The 21867-nt window shown below is 60.3% G+C and carries 18 protein-coding genes; 6 read left to right on the top strand and 12 right to left on the bottom strand.

Annotated features, from left to right (window positions below):
• Positions 1 to 148 precede the first annotated feature (148 nt).
• Positions 149 to 1852, top strand: coding sequence for a dihydroxyacetone kinase subunit DhaK (gene dhaK / locus ACRWA7_RS02595; RefSeq protein ID WP_438390929.1), 1704 nt, complete (start codon positions 149 to 151; stop codon positions 1850 to 1852).
• Between the two features lie 55 nt (positions 1853 to 1907).
• Positions 1908 to 2699: an SDR family NAD(P)-dependent oxidoreductase gene (locus ACRWA7_RS02590; protein WP_438390928.1), complete on the top strand. Its 792-nt coding sequence runs from the start codon at positions 1908 to 1910 to the stop codon at positions 2697 to 2699.
• A 74-nt stretch (positions 2700 to 2773) separates the two neighbouring features.
• On the opposite strand, the gene ACRWA7_RS02585 is transcribed toward ACRWA7_RS02590, so the two are convergent.
• Together ACRWA7_RS02585 and ACRWA7_RS02580 are read right to left on the bottom strand one after the other, a co-directional pair.
• On the bottom strand, positions 2774 to 3532 hold the full coding sequence (locus tag ACRWA7_RS02585; protein WP_438390927.1) for an SDR family oxidoreductase: 759 nt from the start codon (positions 3530 to 3532) through the stop codon (positions 2774 to 2776).
• A 53-nt stretch (positions 3533 to 3585) separates the two neighbouring features.
• Positions 3586 to 4335, bottom strand: a complete 750-nt coding sequence (locus ACRWA7_RS02580; RefSeq protein WP_060857451.1) for an SDR family oxidoreductase — start codon at positions 4333 to 4335, stop codon at positions 3586 to 3588.
• Positions 4336 to 4439: 104 nt separating this feature from the next.
• Here ACRWA7_RS02580 and ACRWA7_RS02575 point away from each other — a divergent pair, with 104 nt between their 5' ends.
• From ACRWA7_RS02575 to ACRWA7_RS02565, 3 genes are all read left to right on the top strand, one after another.
• Positions 4440 to 5357 (top strand): AraC family transcriptional regulator, encoded by a 918-nt coding sequence (locus ACRWA7_RS02575; protein ID WP_438390926.1) that lies wholly within the window; start codon positions 4440 to 4442, stop codon positions 5355 to 5357.
• An 89-nt stretch (positions 5358 to 5446) separates the two neighbouring features.
• Positions 5447 to 7054 carry a methyl-accepting chemotaxis protein gene (locus ACRWA7_RS02570; protein WP_438390925.1) on the top strand — a complete coding sequence of 536 codons (1608 nt, stop codon included), beginning with the start codon at positions 5447 to 5449 and terminating at the stop codon, positions 7052 to 7054.
• A gap of 343 nt (positions 7055 to 7397) precedes the next feature.
• Complete coding sequence (locus ACRWA7_RS02565; RefSeq protein ID WP_438390924.1) at positions 7398 to 9206, top strand: phosphodiesterase; 1809 nt, start codon at positions 7398 to 7400, stop codon at positions 9204 to 9206.
• A 126-nt stretch (positions 9207 to 9332) separates the two neighbouring features.
• Here the strand turns inward: ACRWA7_RS02565 and ACRWA7_RS02560 are convergent, their stop codons facing one another.
• The 6 genes from ACRWA7_RS02560 to manD all read right to left on the bottom strand — a co-directional run bounded on the left by ACRWA7_RS02560 (position 9333) and on the right by manD (position 17876).
• A complete protein-coding gene (locus ACRWA7_RS02560) occupies positions 9333 to 11570 on the bottom strand; it encodes an NADP-dependent isocitrate dehydrogenase (protein WP_438390923.1) in 2238 nt (745 codons plus the stop codon).
• Positions 11571 to 11820: 250 nt separating this feature from the next.
• Positions 11821 to 12693: a GntR family transcriptional regulator gene (locus tag ACRWA7_RS02555; protein ID WP_438390922.1), complete on the bottom strand. Its 873-nt coding sequence runs from the start codon at positions 12691 to 12693 to the stop codon at positions 11821 to 11823.
• A 117-nt stretch (positions 12694 to 12810) separates the two neighbouring features.
• A complete protein-coding gene (locus ACRWA7_RS02550; protein WP_438390921.1) occupies positions 12811 to 14109 on the bottom strand; it encodes an MFS transporter in 1299 nt (432 codons plus the stop codon).
• 60 nt (positions 14110 to 14169) lie between these two features.
• Entirely contained in the window at positions 14170 to 15207 is a 1038-nt protein-coding gene (locus tag ACRWA7_RS02545) for an L-idonate 5-dehydrogenase (RefSeq protein WP_438390920.1), read from the bottom strand.
• A 50-nt stretch (positions 15208 to 15257) separates the two neighbouring features.
• Positions 15258 to 16631, bottom strand: coding sequence for an MFS transporter (locus tag ACRWA7_RS02540; RefSeq protein ID WP_438390919.1), 1374 nt, complete (start codon positions 16629 to 16631; stop codon positions 15258 to 15260).
• Positions 16632 to 16667: 36 nt separating this feature from the next.
• The gene (manD, locus tag ACRWA7_RS02535; RefSeq protein WP_438390918.1) at positions 16668 to 17876 is read right to left on the bottom strand and encodes a D-mannonate dehydratase ManD; all 1209 of its coding nucleotides are present in this window, start codon (positions 17874 to 17876) and stop codon (positions 16668 to 16670) included.
• A gap of 93 nt (positions 17877 to 17969) precedes the next feature.
• On the opposite strand from manD, the gene ACRWA7_RS02530 reads away from it, so the two are divergent.
• Positions 17970 to 19457, top strand: coding sequence for a mannitol dehydrogenase family protein (locus ACRWA7_RS02530; protein WP_438390917.1), 1488 nt, complete (start codon positions 17970 to 17972; stop codon positions 19455 to 19457).
• Positions 19458 to 19494: 37 nt separating this feature from the next.
• Here ACRWA7_RS02530 and ACRWA7_RS02525 read toward each other — a convergent pair whose 3' ends face one another.
• From ACRWA7_RS02525 to ACRWA7_RS02510, 4 genes are all read right to left on the bottom strand, one after another.
• Complete coding sequence (locus ACRWA7_RS02525; protein WP_438390916.1) at positions 19495 to 19848, bottom strand: copper resistance CopC family protein; 354 nt, start codon at positions 19846 to 19848, stop codon at positions 19495 to 19497.
• A gap of 14 nt (positions 19849 to 19862) precedes the next feature.
• Positions 19863 to 20759 carry a hypothetical protein gene (locus tag ACRWA7_RS02520; RefSeq protein ID WP_438390915.1) on the bottom strand — a complete coding sequence of 299 codons (897 nt, stop codon included), beginning with the start codon at positions 20757 to 20759 and terminating at the stop codon, positions 19863 to 19865.
• 93 nt (positions 20760 to 20852) lie between these two features.
• Entirely contained in the window at positions 20853 to 21248 is a 396-nt protein-coding gene (locus ACRWA7_RS02515; protein ID WP_438390914.1) for a DUF2946 domain-containing protein, read from the bottom strand.
• An 85-nt stretch (positions 21249 to 21333) separates the two neighbouring features.
• On the bottom strand, positions 21334 to 21600 hold the full coding sequence (locus ACRWA7_RS02510; RefSeq protein WP_438390913.1) for a putative hemolysin: 267 nt from the start codon (positions 21598 to 21600) through the stop codon (positions 21334 to 21336).
• Positions 21601 to 21867 lie beyond the last annotated feature (267 nt).

Below are 21867 nucleotides of genomic sequence, written 5' to 3'. Positions count from 1 at the left end.
ATCAAAATGCTATCGATATGACGCGAATGACTAAGCGCACAATACGTCGGCAGGAAGCGAAGGTTCCATGCGTCCGCTGCCTTATCATGTATTGCATCGGTCACGTGCCCGTGCCGCGGGTCCGCGGCTTTCAAGGAAAGAATCGGACATGAAAAAGCTCATCAACGATGTCTCCACCGTCGTGCCGGAACTGCTCGACGGACTTGCTGCGTTCAATCCCGGCCTGTCGTTGCTGCAAGGCAGCACCATCATCGTGCGGGCCGACGCAGAGGCCGCCGCCGCGCGTGGCGAAGTCGCGCTGATCTCGGGCGGCGGCTCGGGTCACGAGCCCGCTCATGCCGGTTACGTTGGTCCGGGCATGCTGAGCGCGGCGGTTGCCGGCGAAGTCTTCACATCGCCTTCTACCGACGCAGTGCTCGACGCCATTCGCGCCGTCGCCGGTCCTGCCGGCGTGTTGCTGATCGTGAAGAACTACACCGGCGACCGCTTCAACTTTGGACTCGCTGCGGAGATCGCGCGCGCTGAGGGGATCGCGGCCGAGATGGTGATCGTCGCTGACGACGTCGCGCTGTCCGCCAACGGCGAACATGCCGGGCGGCGCGGGCTCGCGGGCACCGTATTCGTTCATAAGATAGCGGGCGCAGCAGCGGCCGAAGGTTTGCCCTTGAACGAAGTCGCGCAGGCGGCACGGGACGCGGCTCTGTCGCTTGGCACCATGGGCGTGGCCCTCACGCCGTGCACCGTGCCCGCCGCGGGCACGCCCGGCTTCACCCTCGCCGACGATGAAATCGAATGGGGTCTAGGCATTCACGGCGAACCCGGCATTGAGCGCGGCATGCTCGAACGCGCTGATGTGGTCGTCGAACGCCTGCTTGCAAGGATCATAGATGACCTGTCGCTTACGTCCGGCGATCGCGTCGCGCTGCTCGTGAACAATCTGGGTGGCACGCCATTGAGCGAATTAAGCATTGTTGCTGGATCGGCGCTTCGGGCCCTTGCCACAAGGGGTATAAACGTGGAGCGCGCGTGGTCGGGCACGTTCCTCAGCGCGCTCGAAATGGCGGGTGTATCGCTCACGTTGATGCGCGTAGATGACCAAAGACTCGCACGGCTCGATGCACCCACGACCACCAGCGCGTGGCCCGCGTTGAGCGGGCGCGTTGCAAGGACGTCGGTCAAGGAAGCGCCTGCCGCGCCCATTGTGGAAAGCGGCGCGCGGCTCTCGCGCGAGTCGGCGTTGAGGCGAGCTATCGAAGCCGCATGCACTCGCCTGCTCGACGCTGAATCTGTGTTGACCGAGATGGATCAGCGCGTCGGCGACGGCGACCTTGGCATCAGCATGTCGCGCGCGGCGCACAGCATCCTCCAGGAAATCGATACGTACCCAGCCGAGAGCGCGCCCGCCGACGTACTGCGGACCATGTCGGCGACGATACGGCGCGTGGTCGGCGGCACATCGGGACCGCTGTATGCGGTGATGCTGTTGCGCGCCGCCGCGGCGTTGGATAAAACGCCCGAGCCCGATGCGAAAGCCTGGTCGGCGGCGTTCACTGCCGCCGTTTCGGGCGTAATGGAACTGGGCGGCGCTCAAGCAGGCAACCGGACGATGGTCGATGCACTGCTTCCCGCCGCTGCCGCGCTGGACGCCGCGCTTGCTGAAGGCGCAAGCGCCATTGATGCATTGAAGGCCGCCGTCGATGCCGCGACTCAGGGCGCTGCCGCTACCGCACACATGCATCCACGACTTGGACGATCGAGTTACGTGGGTGATCGCGCGCTAGGTTTCGCCGATCCTGGCGCGCACGCAGTCGCGCTTTGGCTTGGCGCTATCGAGGCGGCGTTGCGGGGTTGATCGGTTTAATGGCTTAGTGCCATGGTTTGACTTACTCATGACGGAGACAAGGAAAATGGACTTGAATTTGCGCGGGAAGGTGGCAGTGTTGACGGGCGCAAGCGTGGGCATAGGGCTTGCCGTGGCTGAAGCGTTTGCAGCGGAAGGAACCAACCTGCTCCTGGCGGCGCGCAATGAGGAACGGTTGGTGCAAGCGGCCGCGAGTATCGCCGATAAATTCGGTGTTAAAGCCGTAGGCGTTGCCTGCGACGTGGCGACTGCCGAGGGAGTCGACACGCTGGTCGCCGCAGTCGCGGAGAATTTTGGTGGCGCGGATATTCTTTTCAATAACGCGGGCACGGGCAGCAACGAGACGATCATGGATGCACCCGATGAAAAATGGCTCGCGTATTGGGACCTGCATGTCATGGCTGCCGTGCGCCTGGCACGCGGCCTGGTGCCAATGATGAAAGCGCGCGGCGGCGGCGCGATCCTCAACAACGCATCGATTTGCGCGACGCAACCGCTCGGGTACGAGCCGATTTATAACGTGACGAAAGCGGCGCTGATGATGCTGTCGAAGAACATGGCGAACGAGTTCATCAAGGACAATATTCGCGTGAATACGATCAACCCAGGCCTCGTGCTCACGCCGGACTGGATCAAGACGGCCAGGCAGTTGACGCAGGATTCAGGCGGCGATTGGGAGGGACATTTGCAAAAGGTCGCCGACGAACATGCGCCTATCAGGCGGTTTGCATCGGCGGAAGAACTGGCAGGGTTCGTCGTGTTTCTTTGCTCGGACAAGGCAAGTTACAGCGTAGGGTCGACTTATTTTGTCGATGGGGGAATGTTGAAGGGAGTCTGAAATTCCCGGGCAGCTGCTCCCCGGGGAATTCGACATTGCCGAACGTTGCCCGGCGAGCACGCGCCTAAACGGCATCACCACGGGATCTTTTCACCTTCCCAGCGCGTGAACGTCCCCGTGGGGCTATCCGGGCCCAACAACGCCACACGCACTACCTCAAGCGCGCCTTGCTCGACAGTCTGCGTGCCCGAATATCCGTTAAGGTTCGTCCTCGTATAACCCGGCGAGACAGCATTGACCCTGATCCCCTCCGGCTCGAGTTCAGCGGCCATCGCGACCGTCAAGGCATTCAGAGCCGTCTTTGACGCCGGGTAGACCGGACCGAAGATCGCGCGGTACGGAAAGGCCGGGTCCGAGTTCATCGTCAACGACCCAACGCCACTCGACACGTTGACAATGCGAGCGCCCGGCGTCTTGCGCAGAAGCGGCAGCATTGCCTGATACACGGCAAGCACGCCAAACACATTGGTGTCCCATACAGCACGCATTTCATCGAGCGGCACGTTGCTCGGGCGCGTCCTTTTCGCGTGTTCCTCAACAGATTGACCGGGCTGCGTGTTCGTGTTCGAGATGGCTGCGTTCTGGATGAGGACGTCGAGGCGGCCAAACTCGTTTCGAACACGCTCTGCCGCGGATGCAATCGACGCCGCGTCCGTTACGTCGAGCTGGAGCGCGAGGGCATCCGGGCCGATTTCCGTGGCCGCGGCCTCGCCGCGTTCGGGATTGCGCGATCCGACCAGCACCGTCAGGCCGCGCGCCACGAAATCCTTCGCGATCTGAAGACCGATTCCTTGATTGGCCCCGGTGACGAGCGCAACAGGTTTGTCGTGCATATCAATTTCCTTGTCGAATTTATCGAATGGCGTTGCATATGGCGCGTGGCCGGTCAGCGGGCCTCGGCCGCCCACGCACGCGCGTCAGCACCGGCCGGAATACGCATCGGGGACGACGGATCCGTCGCCGCCTGCCATACGGCTTCCGCGACATCCTGTGCGTGCGTGACCGGTGAAGACGTGTCCTGCAGCCCCTCAAGAACCCGCTTGGCGAGGTCGGCGTAGGCCTCGTGATCAAAGCCTTGCATGTGGGCCCGTGCGTTGTCCCCAAAGCGGGTATCGGGCGCGCGGCCTGGCAACACCAGTCGCGCACGCACGCCGAACTGCTCGACTTCCAGCGCCAGCGACATGGTGAACGCGTTCACCGCAGCCTTGCTCGCGCTATACGCGGCGATCAGGGGAAGCGCCTTCAAGGTCACGCTCGATGTCACGTTCACCACGACGCCATCCCCGCGTTCCCGAAACTGAGGCAGCACCGCCTGCGTCATGGAAATCGTGCCGAAGGTGTTGGTCTCGAAGATCGCGCGTATCGTTGGAATGGGTGTGACCTCTGCCGGAGATGCCGCCCCAAAGCCCGCGTTGTTGACAAGGACGTCGAGCGGGCCGGCCGCCTCGACAGCCTTGCGGATGCTCTCCGGATCGGTGACATCCAGCGCCAGCACGCGCAGGCGCTCCGACGGCGGCAGCACGTCCGCGCGCGGCGTGCGCATCGTGGCGACGACCTGCCAGTCGCGGGCCAGGAAATAGCGGGCGATCTCGAGGCCGAATCCGGAAGAACAGCCAGTGATCAGCACGGTTTTCATGAGAACTCCTTTATGAGATTGAGCGTGACATGTACATACGATAGACCGCCGCGAACGTACTCGCTACAATCGAAAATCCGAATTTTATTTGCAGGAGTCCGGCAATGATCGATCCGCTGGCTGAAGTCGTGACGCTGCTGCAACCCAGCGCGCGATTTTCCAAACTGGTTTTCGGCGCAAGCCCCTGGCACGTCAACCGCTCCGATACCGGCCAACCGTTCTATTGCGTGATCCTCGAGGGCGGGTGCCGCATTGCTATCGACGGGCATGAGCCACTCGAACTCGTTTCGGGTGACTTCGTGCTGATTCCCGCGGCTTATGGCGTCGCAATGTCCAGCCTCGTGCCGCCCTCGCCGCACGTCGAGACGCTGGCGCCCATTGCGCTCGGCAACAACGAATTCAGACTCGGCGACCCGGACAGGCCCATCGACGCACGCATGATGGCCGGCCACTGCAGCTTTGGTTCGCCGGATGCGTCCCTGCTCGTCTCGCTGCTGCCGCAACTCGTTCACGTGCGCGGCGAACAGCGGCTCGCCACGCTCGTGCAACTCGTGCGGGACGAGACCCGCGAGCAGCGGCCCGCGCGCGAGGTCGTGCTGTCGCGGCTGCTTGAAGTGCTGCTGATTGAGGCCTTGCGATCTGCAGCAACAACCGACGCACCGCCGGGCCTCGTGCGCGGACTGTCCGATGGCCGCCTCGCGGCTGCGATTCGCGGCATGCACGAACATCCGACGCGGGCATGGACCGTGGCTGAACTCGCCAGGAAGGCGGCGCTCTCGCGCTCGACTTTCTTTGAACGATTCAGCCGCGCGGTCGGCGTGGCGCCCATGGAATATCTGCTCACGTGGCGCATGGCGCTGGCGAAGGACCTGTTGCGCCGTAATGAGGGTCGTGTCGCGGAGATTGCGCAGCGCGTGGGCTACAGTTCCGCCAGCACGTTCAGCGTCGCCTTCACGCGGCACGTCGGGCGTCCTCCCACGCAATATGCGCGCGAGGAGCAAGCGGCCGCAAGCGGCACGTAAGACGTCGGGAGCCGCTTCAGATTCGCCCGTTTGTGCCGTTAAGGCGTGAGCCACCGCGTAAACCTCGCGGCCTCCCCTCTGCGACTCCCATGAAACTCAGCCTGAAAATCCCGTTAGCCTTCGCCGCCGCTTTGCTCCTTACGCTTGCCGGCGCGCTTTACGGCATCTTTGCACTTAACCAGTCAATCGACGCGTACCGGAACACCGTGCAGCAGAACGTCGCCAACGAACGGATGGTGTCGGCCACCCTGGTCGCTTTCAAGCTGCAGGTCCAGGAATGGAAGGACACGCTGCTGCGCGGCAAGGACCCGGTAAAACTCGATCAATACTGGAGCGCGTTCCAGACCCGCGAAAAGACCGTCAACGGGCTTGCGTCGGAGTTAAGGGCCAGGTTGCCCGAAGGTGAAAGCCGTGCGCTGATCGAAAAATTCGCGGACGCGCACATTTCGATGGGCCAGGGTTATCGTAAAGGGCTCGATGCATTCAAAGCCGCCGATTTCGACCCATATGCCGGCGACAAGGCGGTCGCCGGCGTGGACCGCGCTCCCGCGGAATTGCTCGAACAGGCCGCGAAGAAAATCTCGGCGGATAGCGCGCGGGTCGCGGAATTCGCGGATATCGAGGCGCGTCACGCCACGGAGATCAGCGTCTCATTGATGCTCGCCGTGCTGGCGCTCGCGATGATCGGCGGCTTCCTGTTCAGCCGCTCGGTCTCGCGTCCGCTCAGCCGGGCGCTCGGCTGCGCGCGCGCCGTTGCGACCGGCGACCTTTCGCTCGATTTCGACTCCAGCGGCAAGGACGAGATTGCGCAATTGCTTATCGCTCTGAAAGACATGCAGTCAAGCCTTTCACAAGTCGTTGCCAAGGTACGCAAGAACGCTGAAGGCGTGGCCGCTGCGAGCGCCGAAATTGCGGCAGGCAATCTGAGCTTGTCGTCGCGCACTGAAGAGCAGGCCGCCGCGCTGGAAGAAACCGCGGCCAGCATGGAAGAACTCACCGGCACGGTGCGCCAGAACGCCGACAACGCGCGCCACGCATCCGCGCTCGCCGACGAAGCATCGAGCACCGCAGCGCGCGGCGGTAACGTGATGGGCGAAGTGGTGCAGACAATGCACGGCATTTCCGACAGTTCAAACAAGGTCGCCGAAATCATTGCGGTAATCGACGGGATCGCGTTCCAGACCAACATCCTTGCGCTCAACGCAGCGGTAGAGGCGGCTCGTGCTGGCGAGCAGGGCCGTGGATTCGCGGTCGTGGCAGCCGAAGTCCGCACGCTCGCCCAGCGCAGCGCCACGGCTGCAAGGGAGATCAAGAACCTGATCGCCCAGTCCACGGAACGCGTGAACGCCGGCTCGGAACTGGTCAGCGGCGCGGGGCGAATCATCGTGGACATTGTCGGATCCGTGCAGAGAGTGACGGATATCGTGGGCGAGATTTCTTCGGCTTCGCAAGAGCAAAGCACGGGAATCGAACAAGTCAACACGGCCGTCACGCAAATGGACGAAGTGACCCAGCAAAACGCGGCGCTCGTGGAAGAAGCGTCAGCGGCCGCGCATGCGCTCGCGGAACAGGCGAGTTCGCTGCGCGATGCCGTGGCGGTATTCAAGTTGCGCGACGATGCAAGGCCGCTTCGCGGTCTTGCATTGCCCGGAACGAGTCGCCGCCCGCTTGCAGCAAGGTACATGCAGACGACCTGATCTGCCACGCGGGCCAAGGCACATGAGCCGGTTTGGCAGCCGAACACGAAAATGCGGGAAGTCACCGCAATCTCGTTCACCGGAGCGGAAGCTTGGTGCGGCTGGACGGATGGTTTATTCGAAAGCGCCGGCGCGCAAGAGCATGCACCGCGTTGTGTGATTGAGGGCACGGCCCGCGACTCGGCGCTGACACCTTTCGTTCACGATACCGTCACAAACCTTCGGTATGACGCGTGTACGTCATCGTCGTTGCACTAAACCTTCTCGAAGAAGAAGTGTGATTCAAGTGGCGTTTTATAGAGTTCGCCAAAAGATTTTCAAACCGCACACTTGAATCTCGTACATGCCTTCACCTCAGTTATTGCCGGCAGGGACCGCCCATTCATTGCTCGTGGGTGAGCTTATCGATTCACACGGGCTATCCGCAATATTCCAGCCCATTGTCAGGCTCGCGGATGGCATTGTCATTGGTCATGAAGCGTTGCTGCGCGGTCCTGCCGAAACGCCGCTGGAGTTTCCGCAGGCGCTCTTTGCGCAAGCGAAACGCGAGGGCCTTTCCGTCGAACTTGAACACGCCGCGGTACGCCTCGCGATCACTGGCTACGCAGCCGCACCGAAAGACACTCTTCTCTTCATCAATTACAGTGCAGCCGCAATTCAGTCGCTCTTTTCCACGGAACGCGAGAGGCTTCTCTCCAACCTAGTTGACGCGAATGCGCACCCTTTGGTGGTCGAGCTGACCGAGCAAAGCGACATTGCCAATCTGCAGCAGTTCGGCACCTTGATGGAATCGATGCGCAAGGCTGGCTACAAGGTCGCGCTCGATGACTACGGCGTGGCAAATGCGTCGATGAGTTTATGGGTTCATCTCGCGCCGCACTTCGTCAAAGTGGACCGGTTTTTTATTCACGGAATTGCACGCGATGCACTCAAGTTCGAAGCCGTGAAATCGATGGTCGCCTTCGCGCGCGCGAGCGGTTCGCATTTGATTGCTGAAGGCATCGAGCATGATTCCGATCTCAGGATCGCCCGCGATCTCGGCATATCGTATGGTCAAGGATTTCTGCTCGGGCGTCCTTCGGCCACGCCTTTACTCACGATTCCGAGAGCCGCTTCAAGCACGCTGGACTCGCACCAGATCGCCGTCTATCCCGGACGAACGCACTCTGCTGTTCGCGCAAACGAAGCAAGCACCTTTCTCGACGCCCTGCTGGTTGAAGCGCCGCACGTGACCGTCCGCTCGCACAACGACGATGTCGTGCAGTTGTTCAACCTGCATCCCGCGCTCCATGCGTTACCGGTGCTCGACAATGACAGGCCGGTCGCCTTGATCAATCGGCGGTCGTTCATGGATCAATATGCATTGCCCTACCACCGGGAATTGTTTGGAAAACGGCCCTGCATGCAATTCGCCAATCGCGAGCCGGTACTGCTGGAGCGCACGGCGAGCATCGACCAGGTTGCACGGCTCCTGACCGGCGACGAGCAGCATATTTTGTCCGATGGTTTCATTGTCATGGAACAAGCGCGTTACGTCGGACTCGTGCCCGGCATCAGCGTTGTTCGCGCCGTGACGGAGCTTCGTCTGGAGTCGGCCAGGCACGCCAACCCATTGACCTTTCTCCCCGGCAACCTTCCGCTCGGCGCGCATATTGACAGGCTCATTGCCAACGGTGCGACGTTCGTCGCGTGCTATGCGGATCTCGATCACTTCAAGCCCTTCAACGACCGGTACGGATACTGGCAAGGCGACGAGTTGCTCAAGATGGCAGCGTCCACGCTTGCATCGGTATGCGAACCAACGCGTGATTTCCTCGGCCACATTGGCGGCGATGATTTTCTGGCGCTCTTTCAGAGTGAGGACTGGGAAATCCGGCTGCGTCGCGCCATTCAGGCGTTCAATCTCGCGATAATCGACTTCTACCGCGCAGAAGACAAACGCGCGGGCGGTATAGCGGGCGAAGACCGTTCGGGCCGTCAGGCATTTTTCGGATTCGTTCGATTATCCGTGGGCGCGATTGTCGTCCCGTCGTTTGCCGCTCGCAGCGCCTCGGAACTCAGTGCTGCCGCATCGGCCGCAAAACTTCTGGCGAAAAAAGACAGCGCCGGTTTCGTCAAGCTCGATTTTGAACGGGCCTTGCATCTTGCGTAGTTTGGAGGCTGACAAATGTGCGAAACAAAGCGGGGCTGCTTCGGCTATTACCGAAGCAGCCCCGCTTAAACAATAAGTCAGCTAAAAACCGCCCTTAACCTTGACGGCGAGTTTCGTCACCTTTTATTAAGCCTTCACGCTTCCCAAAGCCGCATTCAGCGTCTTGCTGGGCCGCATGACAGCGTCGAGCTTCTCAATTTCCGGCTTGTAATACCCGCCAATATCAGCCGGCGCTCCCTGCACCGCATCCAGCTCGGCAACAATGGTCGCCTCGTCGTCGGTCAAGCGCTTGGCCAAAGGCGCGAACAGCCCAGCCAACTCGGCATCGTCGGTCTGCTTGGCCAATTCCTGCGCCCAGTACATGGCCAGATAAAACTGGCTGCCGCGGTTATCCAGTTGCCCAGTCTTGGGCGACGGATTCTTGTTGTTCTCAAGCAGCAACCCGGTCGCGGCATCGAGCGTCTTGGCAAGAACCTTCGCCTTCCCGTTGCCCGTCTTGATGCCCAAATCTTCAAGCGACACAGCCAGCGCCAGGAACTCGCCCAACGAGTCCCAACGCAGATGGTTTTCCTCAACCAGTTGCTTGACATGCTTGGGAGCCGAACCGCCCGCGCCCGTTTCATACATCCCGCCACCGGCCATCAGCGGAACAATGGAAAGCATCTTTGCACTGGTTCCGAGTTCCATGATCGGGAACAAGTCGGTCAGGTAATCACGCAGGATATTACCCGTCACCGAAATCGTATCGAGACCGCGAATCACGCGCTCGAGCGTGTAACGCATCGCGCGAACCTGCGACATGATCTGAATGTCCAGGCCAGTCGTATCGTGATCCTTCAGATACGTTTCGACCTTCTTGATCATCTCGGCTTCGTGCGGACGGTACGGGTCCAGCCAGAAAATCGCCGGCATGCCCGAGTTGCGCGCGCGCGTGACGGCCAGCTTCACCCAGTCGCGAATCGGCGCATCCTTCACCTGGCACATGCGCCAGATATCGCCCTCTTCCACGTTCTGCGTCAACAGCACTTCGCCCGTCGCAATATCGACAATCCTCGCCTCGCCCGCTTCCGGCACTTCGAAGGTCTTGTCGTGCGAACCATATTCCTCGGCCTGCTGCGCCATCAAACCGACGTTCGGCACGGTGCCCATGGTGACCGGATCGAAGTTGCCGTTGGTCTTGCAGAAGTTGATGATCTCCTGATAGATGCGCGCAAACGTGCTTTCCGGAATCACCGCCTTGGTGTCTTTCGGACGGCCATCGGCGCCCCACATCTTGCCGCCAATGCGGATCATCGCGGGCATGGAGGCATCCACGATCACGTCGTTCGGCGCGTGCAGGTTGGAGATGCCCTTGGCGGAATCGACCATTGCGAGTTCCGGACGATGCTCGTGGCAGGCATGCATGTCGCGGATGATTTCCTCGCGCTTCGAACTCGGCAGGCTTTCGATCTTGTCGTACAGGTTGACGAGACCGTTGTTCACGTTGACGCCGAGTTCATCGAAGAGCTTGCCGTGCTTGGCGAATGCATCCTTGTAGAAAATCTTGACCGCGTGACCGAAAACGATGGGGTGCGAGACCTTCATCATGGTGGCCTTCACGTGCAGCGACAGCATCACCCCGGTCTCGCGCGCATCTTCCATCTGCTCTTCGTAGAAATCGCACAGCGCCTTCTTGCTCATGAACATGCTGTCGATGATCTCGCCATCCAGCAGCGACACCTTCGGCTTGAGCACAATGGTCTTGCCGCTCTTAGTGACGAGTTCCATCTTGACGTCGCGCGCGCGGTCGATCGTCATGGACTTCTCGCCATGATAGAAGTCGCCGTGCTTCATGTGCGCCACGTGGGTGCGCGAAGCCATGCTCCACTTGGCCATGCTGTGCGGATTCTTGCGCGCATAGTTCTTGACGGCGGCGGGCGCGCGGCGGTCCGAGTTGCCTTCGCGCAGCACGGGATTTACGGCGCTGCCAAGGCACTTGGAATAACGCTGGCGAATGGCCTTTTCCGCATCGGTCTTGGGATCTTCGGGAAAATCAGGAACCTTGTAGCCCTTGCCCTGCAGTTCCTTGATTGCGCCGATCAACTGATGCTGCGACGCGCTGATGTTCGGCAGCTTGATGATGTTGGTCTCGGGCAAGAGCGTCAGGCGGCCGAGTTCGGCGAGGTTGTCCGGTACGCGTTGCTCTTCGGTCAGGAACTCGGGGAACTCACCCAGGATACGGCCGGCAACCGAGATGTCGCTCGTAGTAACGTTGATTCCCGCCGGCGCGGTGAACGTGCGGATGATCGGCAGAAAGGCGTTGGTCGCCAGCAGCGGAGCCTCGTCAGTCAGGGTGTAGATGATCGTGGGTTGTTGGGTGCTCATCGCTAATCCGAGAAAAAAGAAAGAGGTTGAAACGCCGCCGGTCTTGTCACGTCACAAACCGGCTTGATTGCTATGCTCGATTGCAGTTAACTGTTGAATTTTGCCTCATTTTTCTTTCGAAGGGATTTAACCACCGGTTTTGGGTCTGGTTTTGCAGCCGGCGAGCAGGCTTCGCGGCCCGTCGAGCGGCGCTGAGTCCGTGTTGTTTCGGGATGTGGAATGTCGGCGGACGGCTTTCTTGAACACGCTGCTATGTGGTCAATTGAACCCGCTCGGGCTCGTCCGGCTCGAACCAGTCGGGATTGCGCTCGGCAACCGGCTTGAGCGACGTGAGGATCTCGCGCAGATGGGCTCGCATGGCTTCCTCGGCGCCGTCAGCGTCATGCGCCTTCAGCGCGCTCACAATCCGCGCATGCTGCTTGATGAGCAACTCCAGCGGCGACACATCCGGCAAGCTCAGGTAACGCACGCGGTCCATTTGAGCCTTGATGTCCTGGATCGTGTCCCACGCGGCCACGCAATCGATGGATTGCGCGATCAAAAAATGAAATCGTTCGTCGAGCGCGAGAAAGGCGGATGTGTCGTTGATCTTTGCCGCGACTTTCTGCTCGCGCAAATTATCGGCGAGATCCGCGAGTTGCGCCGCCGTGATTTCCGTGGCCGCCTTGCGTGCGACCGCTGCTTCAATGGCTTCGCGGATGAATCGGCCTTCGCGCACGCGTCTTGGCGATATCTTCTTGACGAAGGTTCCGCGTTGAGGCAAGACCTGCAGCACGCCAGACTCGACGAGTTTGATGAACGCCTCGCGCACCGGTTGCCGCGATACATCGAACATCTCCGATACTTCCGTTTCGGACAGCGGCGTACCAGGCACGAGCAAGCCGGAAAAAATCGCTTCGCGCAACGCGCGAAAGATCTGCTTGCCGATGGGTTCGTGGGAATCGATCTGAAGCTGGCCGCGCAAATTGGGTAACGCGATTCGTGATTCCGATACACGCCCGCGGCCACGGCCGGAAGCGGCTGGCGCGATCAGCGTAGATGCAGCGCTCGCGCTTTCGTCCGTGCCATGTGCCGCGGAAGCGGCTTGCCGCAACGAAGCCGACAGAACCTTTTTTATCACCATACCGGTATCTGAACGAAGAAGTAAATAGGCGGCAAGCGGTGCATAAAAGCACGACTTGTCATCTACCATACTACCACGCGGCGTTTGCCAATCAGTTCCGGCCGACCCTTCGCAAGCCTACGATACAACCACTCGCCGCGCGCCAACGCCCCTCCCGCGCGGCTCGCGAATCCATATGAGCGAGCACAAGGCACCGAGCACTGCAACGGCGCCCGCGAGCACGAACGCACTGCCGTAGGCACCGTGTGTCGCCTGCACGATAAACCCCGTCACCGCGGGTCCGATCACGCCAGCCAGATTCGCGAGCAGATGCACGAAGCCGCCCACGCCGCCCACGTTCTCACGTCGCACAGTGTCCTGAATCACGGCCCAATACACCGCGCCGGTGACGTAAAGAAAGAAGATGGACACGGACATCAGTGCAACAGCGCCCTGCATGCTTTCAACGCGCCCGGCGAAACCCACGCATACGGCTGCTGCACCAAGACATACCGACAGAACGATCCGCCGCGCGAGCAGCGCCTTTCCGGTGATCCTCAAGATCATGTCGGTGATGAAGCCTCCGGCGGCAAGACCAATGCTCCCGAGCACCCACGGAATCACGGTCGCGATACTCATGTCATGCAGCGACAAGTGGTGCGCTTCCATGAGGTAGGTCGGAAACCACGACAGGAAAAAGAACAGCACGTAGTTGTAGGAGAAAAACGCGAACGCGGTTGCAAGAATGATGGGCTGCCTGAGATAGAAGCGCAGGCCGGGTTGTTCTCCAGCGGGCGCATTCTCCATGGATGAAGCTTGCTGCTGTCCCTCGATAATCAACGCGAGTTCACCGGGCGAGACACGCTTGTTCTGTTGCGGCCTTTCAGTGGTAGTGAGCGACCACAACACGAGCCAGGAAAGTCCCAGCAGCATGATTGCGACAAACGCCCAGCGCCAGCCAAACCGGATGGCGAGATACCCCACCACGGGTCCCGCGAGCGCACCGCCAAGCGGCGTACCGGAACTGACGACGCCAATCGCGCTCGCCACTTCGCGGCGCGGAAACCAGTTGTTGACCATCTTGCTGTTGGACGAACTGAACGGTCCCTCGCCCATGCCGAACAACACACGCAGCACGATGAGCGACGCAAGACTGCTTGCCAGCGCGGTCGCGCCGCAAAATACCGACCAGATGCCCATGGAAGCACCGAACACTTTCTTCGCACCGATCTTGTCTGAGGCCACGCCGCCAATGAAGTTGAACAACGCGTAGCCAATGAAAAAACTGCTGAACACAATGCCCATCTGCGCATGCGAAAAGTTCAGATCCTTTTGAATCAGCGGCGCGGCAATGGAAAGCGCGGCGCGATCGAGGTAGTTGATCACCCCCGCGAGAAACAGCAAGCCGACTACGAACCAGCGCTGACTTTTAAACATGGACGTCTCCTTATCTACGCCTCTTCTTGATTGGGCGTTTTGCCAATGCCTGGATAAATTTCAGTCGAACTGCAGATGGACTTTCATCGACTGGTTGCGGTCTTGCGCGACTTCGAACGCGTGGTTCGCGTCTGCGAGTGGAAAGACGTGTGTCATCAACGGGCTCAAGTCGATCTTGCCCGTGGCGATCTCCTGGGCGGCGATAGCGTATTCGTCCGTGAAACGGAACGATCCCTGATAACGCAATTCCTTCGCCATCACGAGATTGGCGGCCACAGGCGATTGCCCCGCGGGCAGATTTCCCACCTGAATCACCGTGCCGCCCGCGCGCGCCGCGCGCAACGCGGTATCGAGTCCGGCAGGACTGCCCGACGCTTCGATAACGACATCGAATGTGCCGCGCGACTGCGACCATGCGTCGACCTGTGCCTGATCCGTCGCGAGCACGGTCTGGTCCGCGCCGAGCGTCGAGGCCATCTGCAATGCCTTCTGCGCGAGGTCGAGCGCGACCAGGCGATGCGCACCCGCGCGCCGCGCCACTGACAACACGATGCAGCCGATCGGCCCGCACCCGACCACGAGCACGTTTGCACCGACGAGCGATCCCCCATGCCTCAACGCATGCAATGCAACCGCGAGAGGTTCGGCCATCGATGCCTGCGCGAAACCTAATGTGTCCGGCACAGGCACGCATTGCCGCGCGGCGACCGCAATGTACTGGCGGAACATGCCTTGCATATGCGGGAACGTCGAAGCGCTGCCCATGAAGCGCATGTTCAGGCAATGATTGGTCATGCCCTTCACGCAAAAACGGCACTCACCGCAGTTGAGTCCCGGGTTCACGGCAACGCGCTGGCCGATGCGCAAGCCCGTGACGCCATCGCCAAGGGCCGCGATCTCGCCTGCTACTTCATGACCCAGCACAAAGGGCTCGCGCACCGCGAAGTCGCCGCTCTTGCCCTTGAAGTAGTACGACAGATCCGACCCGCAGATACCGCCCGCGCGCACGCGGATCTGCACCTGGCCCGGCTGGGGTTGAGGGGCATCGACTTCATCGATACGCAAGCGTTTGGGTTCGTGAAGGACGGCTGCAAGCATCGGGAAACTCCGTTGATATTGATTTGCGACGTGTATCAAGCGGCGCTCGTCTAGCGGCGCGCCGCAAAAACAGGGGACGAATGTGATTCGCGGACTACATCCGATTCGGCTTGCAGCGCCCCCCAGTCGTGGAGATCGCCTCCGCGGCGCGACGGCGCCGTTTCCGGCAGGAGACAAAGACAGAAAGTCGAGACAATGCCCAACACGGCAACATAAGCAATCAGTCCAACGGAACTGCCGCCGGTCATCTGCAGCATCTTCACTGCCACGAGCCCCAGAATGCCGCTGCCCACGAGCGAGCCAATCTGCCAGATCAGCGCAATGCCGCTGCATCGAACGCGCGCCGGGAACAACTCGGGAAACATTGATGCTTGCGGCGCATAACAAAGACTGTGGCCAACCGTGATGCCGAGGATCATCACCGTCTGGATTGCGAGGCGGCTGCCGCTATCGATGGCATGAAAGAGCGGCACCACAAGCAGGACCTGCAACACGCTTCCCGCAATGAACGTTGCACGCCGCCCAATACGATCCGACAACGCGCCGGCGAGAGGAATCGCAATCAGTTCGAACATGACGGCGACAATGATCGCCTGCAGCAGCAAGCTCTCGCTGATGCCATGTGCGCGGCCATAGGCGAGCACGATCATGGTGTACATCGCGAACGTGCAGGCTTCGATCAGCTTCGCGCCCACGCCCTTCAGGATGGTCGGCCCGAACTGCCTGACGACTTCCACCACCGGCCGCGATTCAACGGCCTGCGTCTTGCGGATCTCGGCGAACACGGGAGACTCCTCGGTCCGCAAGCGGATATAAAGCCCGACGGCCACCAATACGATGCTGCCAAGAAACGGCAGCCTCCAGCCCCAGTCGAGCAGTTGCTCGTGTGTGAGCGTTGCGGTGAGAATGGCAAAGATTCCCGCCGGGATCAGAAAGCCTGCGGGGGCGCCGAGCTGAACGAGACTCGCGAAGAAGCCGCGCGTTCGTGGCGGCGCATACTCGGCGGTCAGCAGGACGGCGCCTGCCTGCTCCCCGCCGACACCAAACCCTTGAAGCACGCGAATGAAGATCAATGCAGCGGGCGCCCAGATTCCGATCTGCGAATAGTCCGGCAGCAAGCCGATGGCGAACGTACCCAGACCCACGATCAGGATGGTCACGATCAACGCCTTCTTGCGCCCGATACGATCGCCGAAATGTCCGAACACGATGCCCCCCAGCGGCCGCGCGATAAAACCCACTGCATAGGTTGCGAATGCAGCGAGCGTGCCGATCAACGGATCGCTGCTCGGGAAAAACTTCGTGCCGAACACGAGCACCGCCGCCGTGCCGTACACGAAGAAATCGTAGTATTCGGCGGCCGTGCCTATTGTCGATGCAAACGCGACGCGCCTGAGCATTGCATTACTGGTCTGGTCCGTCATTGCCTGTCTCCTTGTTGTTCTGTTCGGCGATGCCGTTTACCAGTTCCAGAGCGTGCCATCTTCGAGCCGCGCAACGGGCAGATACGCCGGGTCGTACGGATATTGGGCGGCGAGTGCTTCGTCTATGTCCACGCCGTGACCGGGTGCATCGCCGGGATGCATGGTGCCGCGATCGAACGTCCATGCGTGCGGGAAAACATCGAGCGCTTTCGGCGGGAACCCCATGTATTCCTGCACGCCGAAGTTCGGCACCCACAAGTCAAAATGCAACGCGGCGCCCATGCACACCGGCGACAGGTCCGACGGCCCGTGACAACCCGTGCGCACCTGGTAAAGCGAAGCGAAATCCGCGATGCGCTTCAGGTGCGTGATGCCGCCGGCATGCGTGAGCGTCGCGCGGATATAGTCGATGAGCTGCTCTTCAATGAGCTGCTTACAGTCCCAGATGCTGTTGAACACTTCGCCCACCGCAACGGGCGTCACGGTATGCTCGCGGATCAGCCGGAAGCCCGCCTGATTCTCCGCGGGCGTGGGATCTTCCATCCAGAAAAGCCGGTACGGCTCGACCGACTTACCCAGACGCGCCGCTTCGATGGGGGTGAGACGGTGATGCACGTCGTGTAGGAGATGGGTATCGAAACCGAATTTATTACGTACTGCTTCGAAGAGTTTCGGCACGAAGTCCAAGTACTTTTCCGACGACCACGTCTGCTCTTCCACTACGCCCTTGGTTGCGGGCTCGTACATGCCCGAGCCTTTCGATACACCATACACCGACCGCATGTTCGGCACGCCGCATTGAACGCGGATTGCCTGATAGCCCTGCTCTATGTGATCGGCATAACGGTCGAGCGCTTCGGGAATATCGCGCCCTGTTGCATGTCCGTAGACCATCACGCTTTCGCGCGAGGCGCCGCCGAGCAGCTTGTAGAGCGGCAGGTTCGCAACCTTGCCAAGGATGTCCCAGAGCGCCACGTCCACCGCCGCGATGGCTGTCATGGTCACCGGTCCGCGTCGCCAGTACGCGCCTTTGTACAAAAGCTGCCAGATATCTTCTATGCGGCCCGGGTCGCGCCCGATCAGCATTGGGCAAACATGATCCTTGAGATAGGACGCCACGGCCAGCTCGCGGCCATTCAGTGTGGCGTCGCCAATGCCGTAGACCCCTTCGTCCGTCACGACCTTCAGCGTGACGAAGTTACGCCCCGGACAAGTGACGATAACATCGGCGCGAACAATTTTCATGGAGCTTTCCTTGAGATTTCTTCGATGATTTGATGCTACCATACAAGTAGACGTGAACGTCAATCGAGGGTTTTCCCGGCTTGGGGTTATCGAATGAACAACGAATCAAGGCTTTGCCGCGATGCGCTTGCATCGCTTGAAGAAGGCCGTGTGCTTGGACGCGATTGGCCGGAGCCGGCGATCGGTATCGTGCATCTGGGCATTGGCAATTTTCATCGGGCGCATGAGGCTGTCTACACCGAAGAAGCCATGCTTGCCGCAGGCGGCGACTGGGCAATATGCGGCGTGACCTTGCAGGGCGATGTCACGAAGCGTGACACGTTGATGTCGCAAGACGGTCTTTACAGCGTGGTGGAACGCGGACCAACGGGCGTGAAGACAACCGTTGTGCGCACGCTAAGAGAAGTGCTCGCCATGCCGCACGATCGCGTGCGCCTGTTCGAACTGCTGGCCAATGCCAACGTTCGCATCGTCTCGCTGACCGTCACCGAGAAAGGTTATTGCCGCGATCCGGCATCCGGCGACGTGGACCTTGCACACGCCGGCGTTGCGTTTGACCTGAAAAATCCCGGCGAGCCTGGCACCGTGCCGGGCATTCTCGTCGCTGCGCTAGGCGCGCGGCGTGACGCAAACGTAGCGCCGTTCACCGTGCTTTCGTGCGACAACCTTTCGCATAACGGCGCGTCGTTGCGGCAAGTCGTTTGCAGCTACGCACGCGCGCTCGATACCGATCTTGCCGCGTGGATAGAACGCGAGGTGGCATTTCCATCCACCATGGTGGATCGCATTGTCCCGTCCACAACGGACGCGGATCGCGACGCGGCATGGAGCGCGCTCGGCTTGCGCGACGAGGTCCCGGTTCCGTGCGAACCCTTCCGGCAGTGGGTGATCGAAGATCACTTTCCGGCCGGACGACCGGCTTGGGATCGCGTCGGCGCACAGTTGGTAGACGACGTCACGCCGTTCGAGCTTGCCAAGCTGCGCATGCTGAACGCCACGCATTCCACCCTCGCTTATCTTTCCATGCTCGGCGGTTTTGCCACTATCGATGAGGCGATTTCCTTCGCGCCCATGCGGTCCCTGATCCACTCGATGATGACGCATGAGATTGCACCAACGCTGACTGTGCCGCCCACATTCAACGTGCTGGCGTACCGCGATGCGTTGCTCGATCGATATGCAAATCCGGCGCTCAAGCATCGCTGTGCACAGATTGCGATGGACGGCAGCCAGAAAATCCCGCCGCGTCTGCTGGGGACGATCTCAACACGTTTGGCGCGCGGTGAATCGATTGCGCGCCTGGCGCTTGGTGTGGGCGCGTGGTTCGTTTTCTTACGCGGCGTGGCTGACGATGGTTCCGCCTACACAATCAATGATCCGATGGCTGAAAGACTTACATCGCTCGTGCAAGGCGCTGGAAACTCACCGGCGAGCCTTGTCGATGCAATGCTCGGCTGTCGGGAAGTATTCAGCGTCGAGTTGGCATCGAACGAGACCTTTCGGCGTGCGTTGATAGAAGCTGTGGCGCAGTTGAACAAGGGCGCACGCTCCGCAATAGAACGTGCGTCCCTTGAGCCTTAGATTCATGCAAGGCTGGAGATAACGCTGGCGAGGCGGCTTATTTCACGTCGAATGGATAATCGCCGTGCGTTCGATGTCCGTCCTCCGCCACCGCCGCCCAGTGCACCGTGTAGTGCCCGGCTGGCAGAACCGGCAGCACGACGGAAGCGATAGTCGGCTGTTGTGCATCGACGGAAGACTTCGCTGTGTTGACCTGCTTGCCGGCGGCATCGGTGACGGTGAGCGTGGTGAATGCAGGTTCCAGCGGCCCGTCAAACGTGATCTTCACCTGCGTGGGCGACGCGACCGAAGCGCCTGCTCCCGGCTCCTGTTTCTGCGGGAACACATGCGCGAAAGCCGTTATAGCAAGGGCGAGTCCGGCGACTAGCGCGGTCAAATACTGGATTTTCATTTTTGGTCTCCGTGTCATTGGAACAACGGCTTGCCGATGGTGTTCGGCGCAACGTCATCGAAGAAGATATGGGCCTGGACCAGAATGCCCACGTGCGATCCGCTCGCTCGATTGATCGGGATCTGCGCCTCTATGCCGAACTGCCCGTAGCGGTTGATCCAGATGAAGCCCGGGTTCACCGTACCCGTGGTCTGCCCCCGGCTGCGCGACAATGGCACTTCGACCAGCGGCACGATATTCGAGAAAGGTTGCGGCAATCCAAGGTCGTGCACGTGTTGCTGAAGATACGGCAGGCTGTATTGAACGGTGAAACCGTAGTTGAACGCATTCGGCTGACCGGCGCCGGTGGTAAGCGCGGGCCCGGCTTCACCCGTGATGGCGATCGGGCGCAAATACGCGAGCGAATCGGGGAGATCGCCCATGCCCTTGCCCACGAATAGTGTCGGCGAAAGCGTCGAGAAGTTATCCGCGATGGCGCGGCTTCCTGTACCGCCAATCTCCGCATCCAATCCAACCGATGTCATGAACTCGTGCGCCTCGTTGACGTAAAGCAGGTACTTCATGCCGATATCGAGGTTGTCGAAACCACGCGCCTTCGGATTGTTCTGCATCACGTATGTTTCGCCGACGGATACTGCCAGCCTCGGCGTGATGAGCTTGTCGTATTCGACATCGAAGGTATTGATGCTTTGGTTGCCGTTATCGCTGGGCACGCGTTGATGACCGTACTGGACGTTGGCTTCATCGCCGACGCCGGGGTCGTCTACCGACATCGTCGATGGAAAGACGCGATCGCCCGCTACCGCGTGTGCGCGGGCCAGCGAAGGAATCATGAAGGAAGCGGCGGTTAAAGACGAAAGGATTGAAGACGCGAGCAGCGGCGCTGCGCGACGCGTTAAAAGGGTTCGCATGATGGTCCGTTTAGTTTGGTGACAGGTCGTGGTCGCGCCGTCGCTCGACGCTTTTTCAGGCGCGCGACGTGGCGATAAAACTATCGACTCGGGTCAGGACAAAACGGGAGGCGCGCGAGGCTGGACGAACGTACAGGGCTCGGCGCGCACGACGCTTTCAAAGCGCGTGGCGACTGTATGTTGCGTGAGCCGGACCGTAATTGCGAATAGCGCCTGGATGGTCGGCACTGCCGGCATGTGGACAAGCAGGCTGCAATATGCGCAGTCCTGGCCATCTGACATCTGGGTGTGCTGGGTGTGCTTGTCGGTGTCCGGGTTGTTCCCAGACGATGAGTCCTGCATGGACGGCATTGGACAATGCTCGTCCTGCATGCTGTCATGTGTGTGGTTTGCCGCGAGCGTATGAGAGACCGTAGGCGCGAGCGTTGCCATGAGGATCGCAAGCAATCCCAGCAGGCTGCCAATCTTTCGATAGAAACGGCTCAACATGCTGCGCCTGGTTATCCGCGGATAGGACTGCGCGGATTATGACATGTGGCAAACGGTCATAGCTTCAAGTTGTGGGGAGATAGGCTCATGGCTCGCGATGGTCGCGGCGAAAGAGCGTCCATTCGTCGATCACGGTGCCATCCGGCAAGTGGCAAACGCTGGATTCGTTGCCCGCGGCGTCCTTGCGCGTCTCGCGTTTTCCGCCGAGGCTGATGCAGTATTTTGACGCGGGGTTTGCCAGACCGACAGGCTTGGGACTGTCATCTGTTTGTTGAGACGCGCACGCGCTTATGGCAGTAGTTAATACCATCAAGGCCATACCGTTGATTAAAGTGTTCGAAGAGATGTTCATCGCGATAATCCATTTGTTTGCGAGTCGATCACGATGGCTTTGATCGTCGCAGGTTTGATAAGCAGGGGTGCGATTATAGCCAGCGCGAAGCACGGAAATAGATTACATATAAATCAAAGCTTTACCGCACATTTCCAGCATCTCTCCACAACCTTGTCACCAGAAGCTGTGGATACCTTTACATCGACCAAGCGCCCTTCACATCATCCAATAACAGACCATAGGACAAATCCGATTTACCCAAATGCGTTGTTTTTGGCTCAGGGC

Source organism: Caballeronia sp. DA-9, assembly GCF_051615025.1.
GTDB lineage: Bacteria > Pseudomonadota > Gammaproteobacteria > Burkholderiales > Burkholderiaceae > Caballeronia > Caballeronia sordidicola.
Note: the sequence above shows the minus strand (reverse complement) of the source record. Positions and strands in the feature narration are given on the sequence as shown.

Excerpts from the sequence above, each read along its gene's own strand:
- dhaK (WP_438390929.1), top strand. The coding sequence starts at position 149 with ATGAAAAAGCTCATCAACGATGTCTCCACCGTCGTGCCGGAACTGCTC.
- ACRWA7_RS02590 (WP_438390928.1), top strand. The coding sequence starts at position 1,908 with ATGGACTTGAATTTGCGCGGGAAGGTGGCAGTGTTGACGGGCGCAAGC.
- ACRWA7_RS02585 (WP_438390927.1), bottom strand. The coding sequence starts at position 3,532 with ATGCACGACAAACCTGTTGCGCTCGTCACCGGGGCCAATCAAGGAATC.
- ACRWA7_RS02580 (WP_060857451.1), bottom strand. The coding sequence starts at position 4,335 with ATGAAAACCGTGCTGATCACTGGCTGTTCTTCCGGATTCGGCCTCGAG.
- ACRWA7_RS02575 (WP_438390926.1), top strand. The coding sequence starts at position 4,440 with ATGATCGATCCGCTGGCTGAAGTCGTGACGCTGCTGCAACCCAGCGCG.
- ACRWA7_RS02570 (WP_438390925.1), top strand. The coding sequence starts at position 5,447 with ATGAAACTCAGCCTGAAAATCCCGTTAGCCTTCGCCGCCGCTTTGCTC.
- ACRWA7_RS02565 (WP_438390924.1), top strand. The coding sequence starts at position 7,398 with ATGCCTTCACCTCAGTTATTGCCGGCAGGGACCGCCCATTCATTGCTC.
- ACRWA7_RS02560 (WP_438390923.1), bottom strand. The coding sequence starts at position 11,570 with ATGAGCACCCAACAACCCACGATCATCTACACCCTGACTGACGAGGCT.
- ACRWA7_RS02555 (WP_438390922.1), bottom strand. The coding sequence starts at position 12,693 with ATGGTGATAAAAAAGGTTCTGTCGGCTTCGTTGCGGCAAGCCGCTTCC.
- ACRWA7_RS02550 (WP_438390921.1), bottom strand. The coding sequence starts at position 14,109 with ATGTTTAAAAGTCAGCGCTGGTTCGTAGTCGGCTTGCTGTTTCTCGCG.
- ACRWA7_RS02545 (WP_438390920.1), bottom strand. The coding sequence starts at position 15,207 with ATGCTTGCAGCCGTCCTTCACGAACCCAAACGCTTGCGTATCGATGAA.
- ACRWA7_RS02540 (WP_438390919.1), bottom strand. The coding sequence starts at position 16,631 with ATGACGGACCAGACCAGTAATGCAATGCTCAGGCGCGTCGCGTTTGCA.
- manD (WP_438390918.1), bottom strand. The coding sequence starts at position 17,876 with ATGAAAATTGTTCGCGCCGATGTTATCGTCACTTGTCCGGGGCGTAAC.
- ACRWA7_RS02530 (WP_438390917.1), top strand. The coding sequence starts at position 17,970 with ATGAACAACGAATCAAGGCTTTGCCGCGATGCGCTTGCATCGCTTGAA.
- ACRWA7_RS02525 (WP_438390916.1), bottom strand. The coding sequence starts at position 19,848 with ATGAAAATCCAGTATTTGACCGCGCTAGTCGCCGGACTCGCCCTTGCT.
- ACRWA7_RS02520 (WP_438390915.1), bottom strand. The coding sequence starts at position 20,759 with ATGCGAACCCTTTTAACGCGTCGCGCAGCGCCGCTGCTCGCGTCTTCA.
- ACRWA7_RS02515 (WP_438390914.1), bottom strand. The coding sequence starts at position 21,248 with ATGTTGAGCCGTTTCTATCGAAAGATTGGCAGCCTGCTGGGATTGCTT.
- ACRWA7_RS02510 (WP_438390913.1), bottom strand. The coding sequence starts at position 21,600 with ATGAACATCTCTTCGAACACTTTAATCAACGGTATGGCCTTGATGGTA.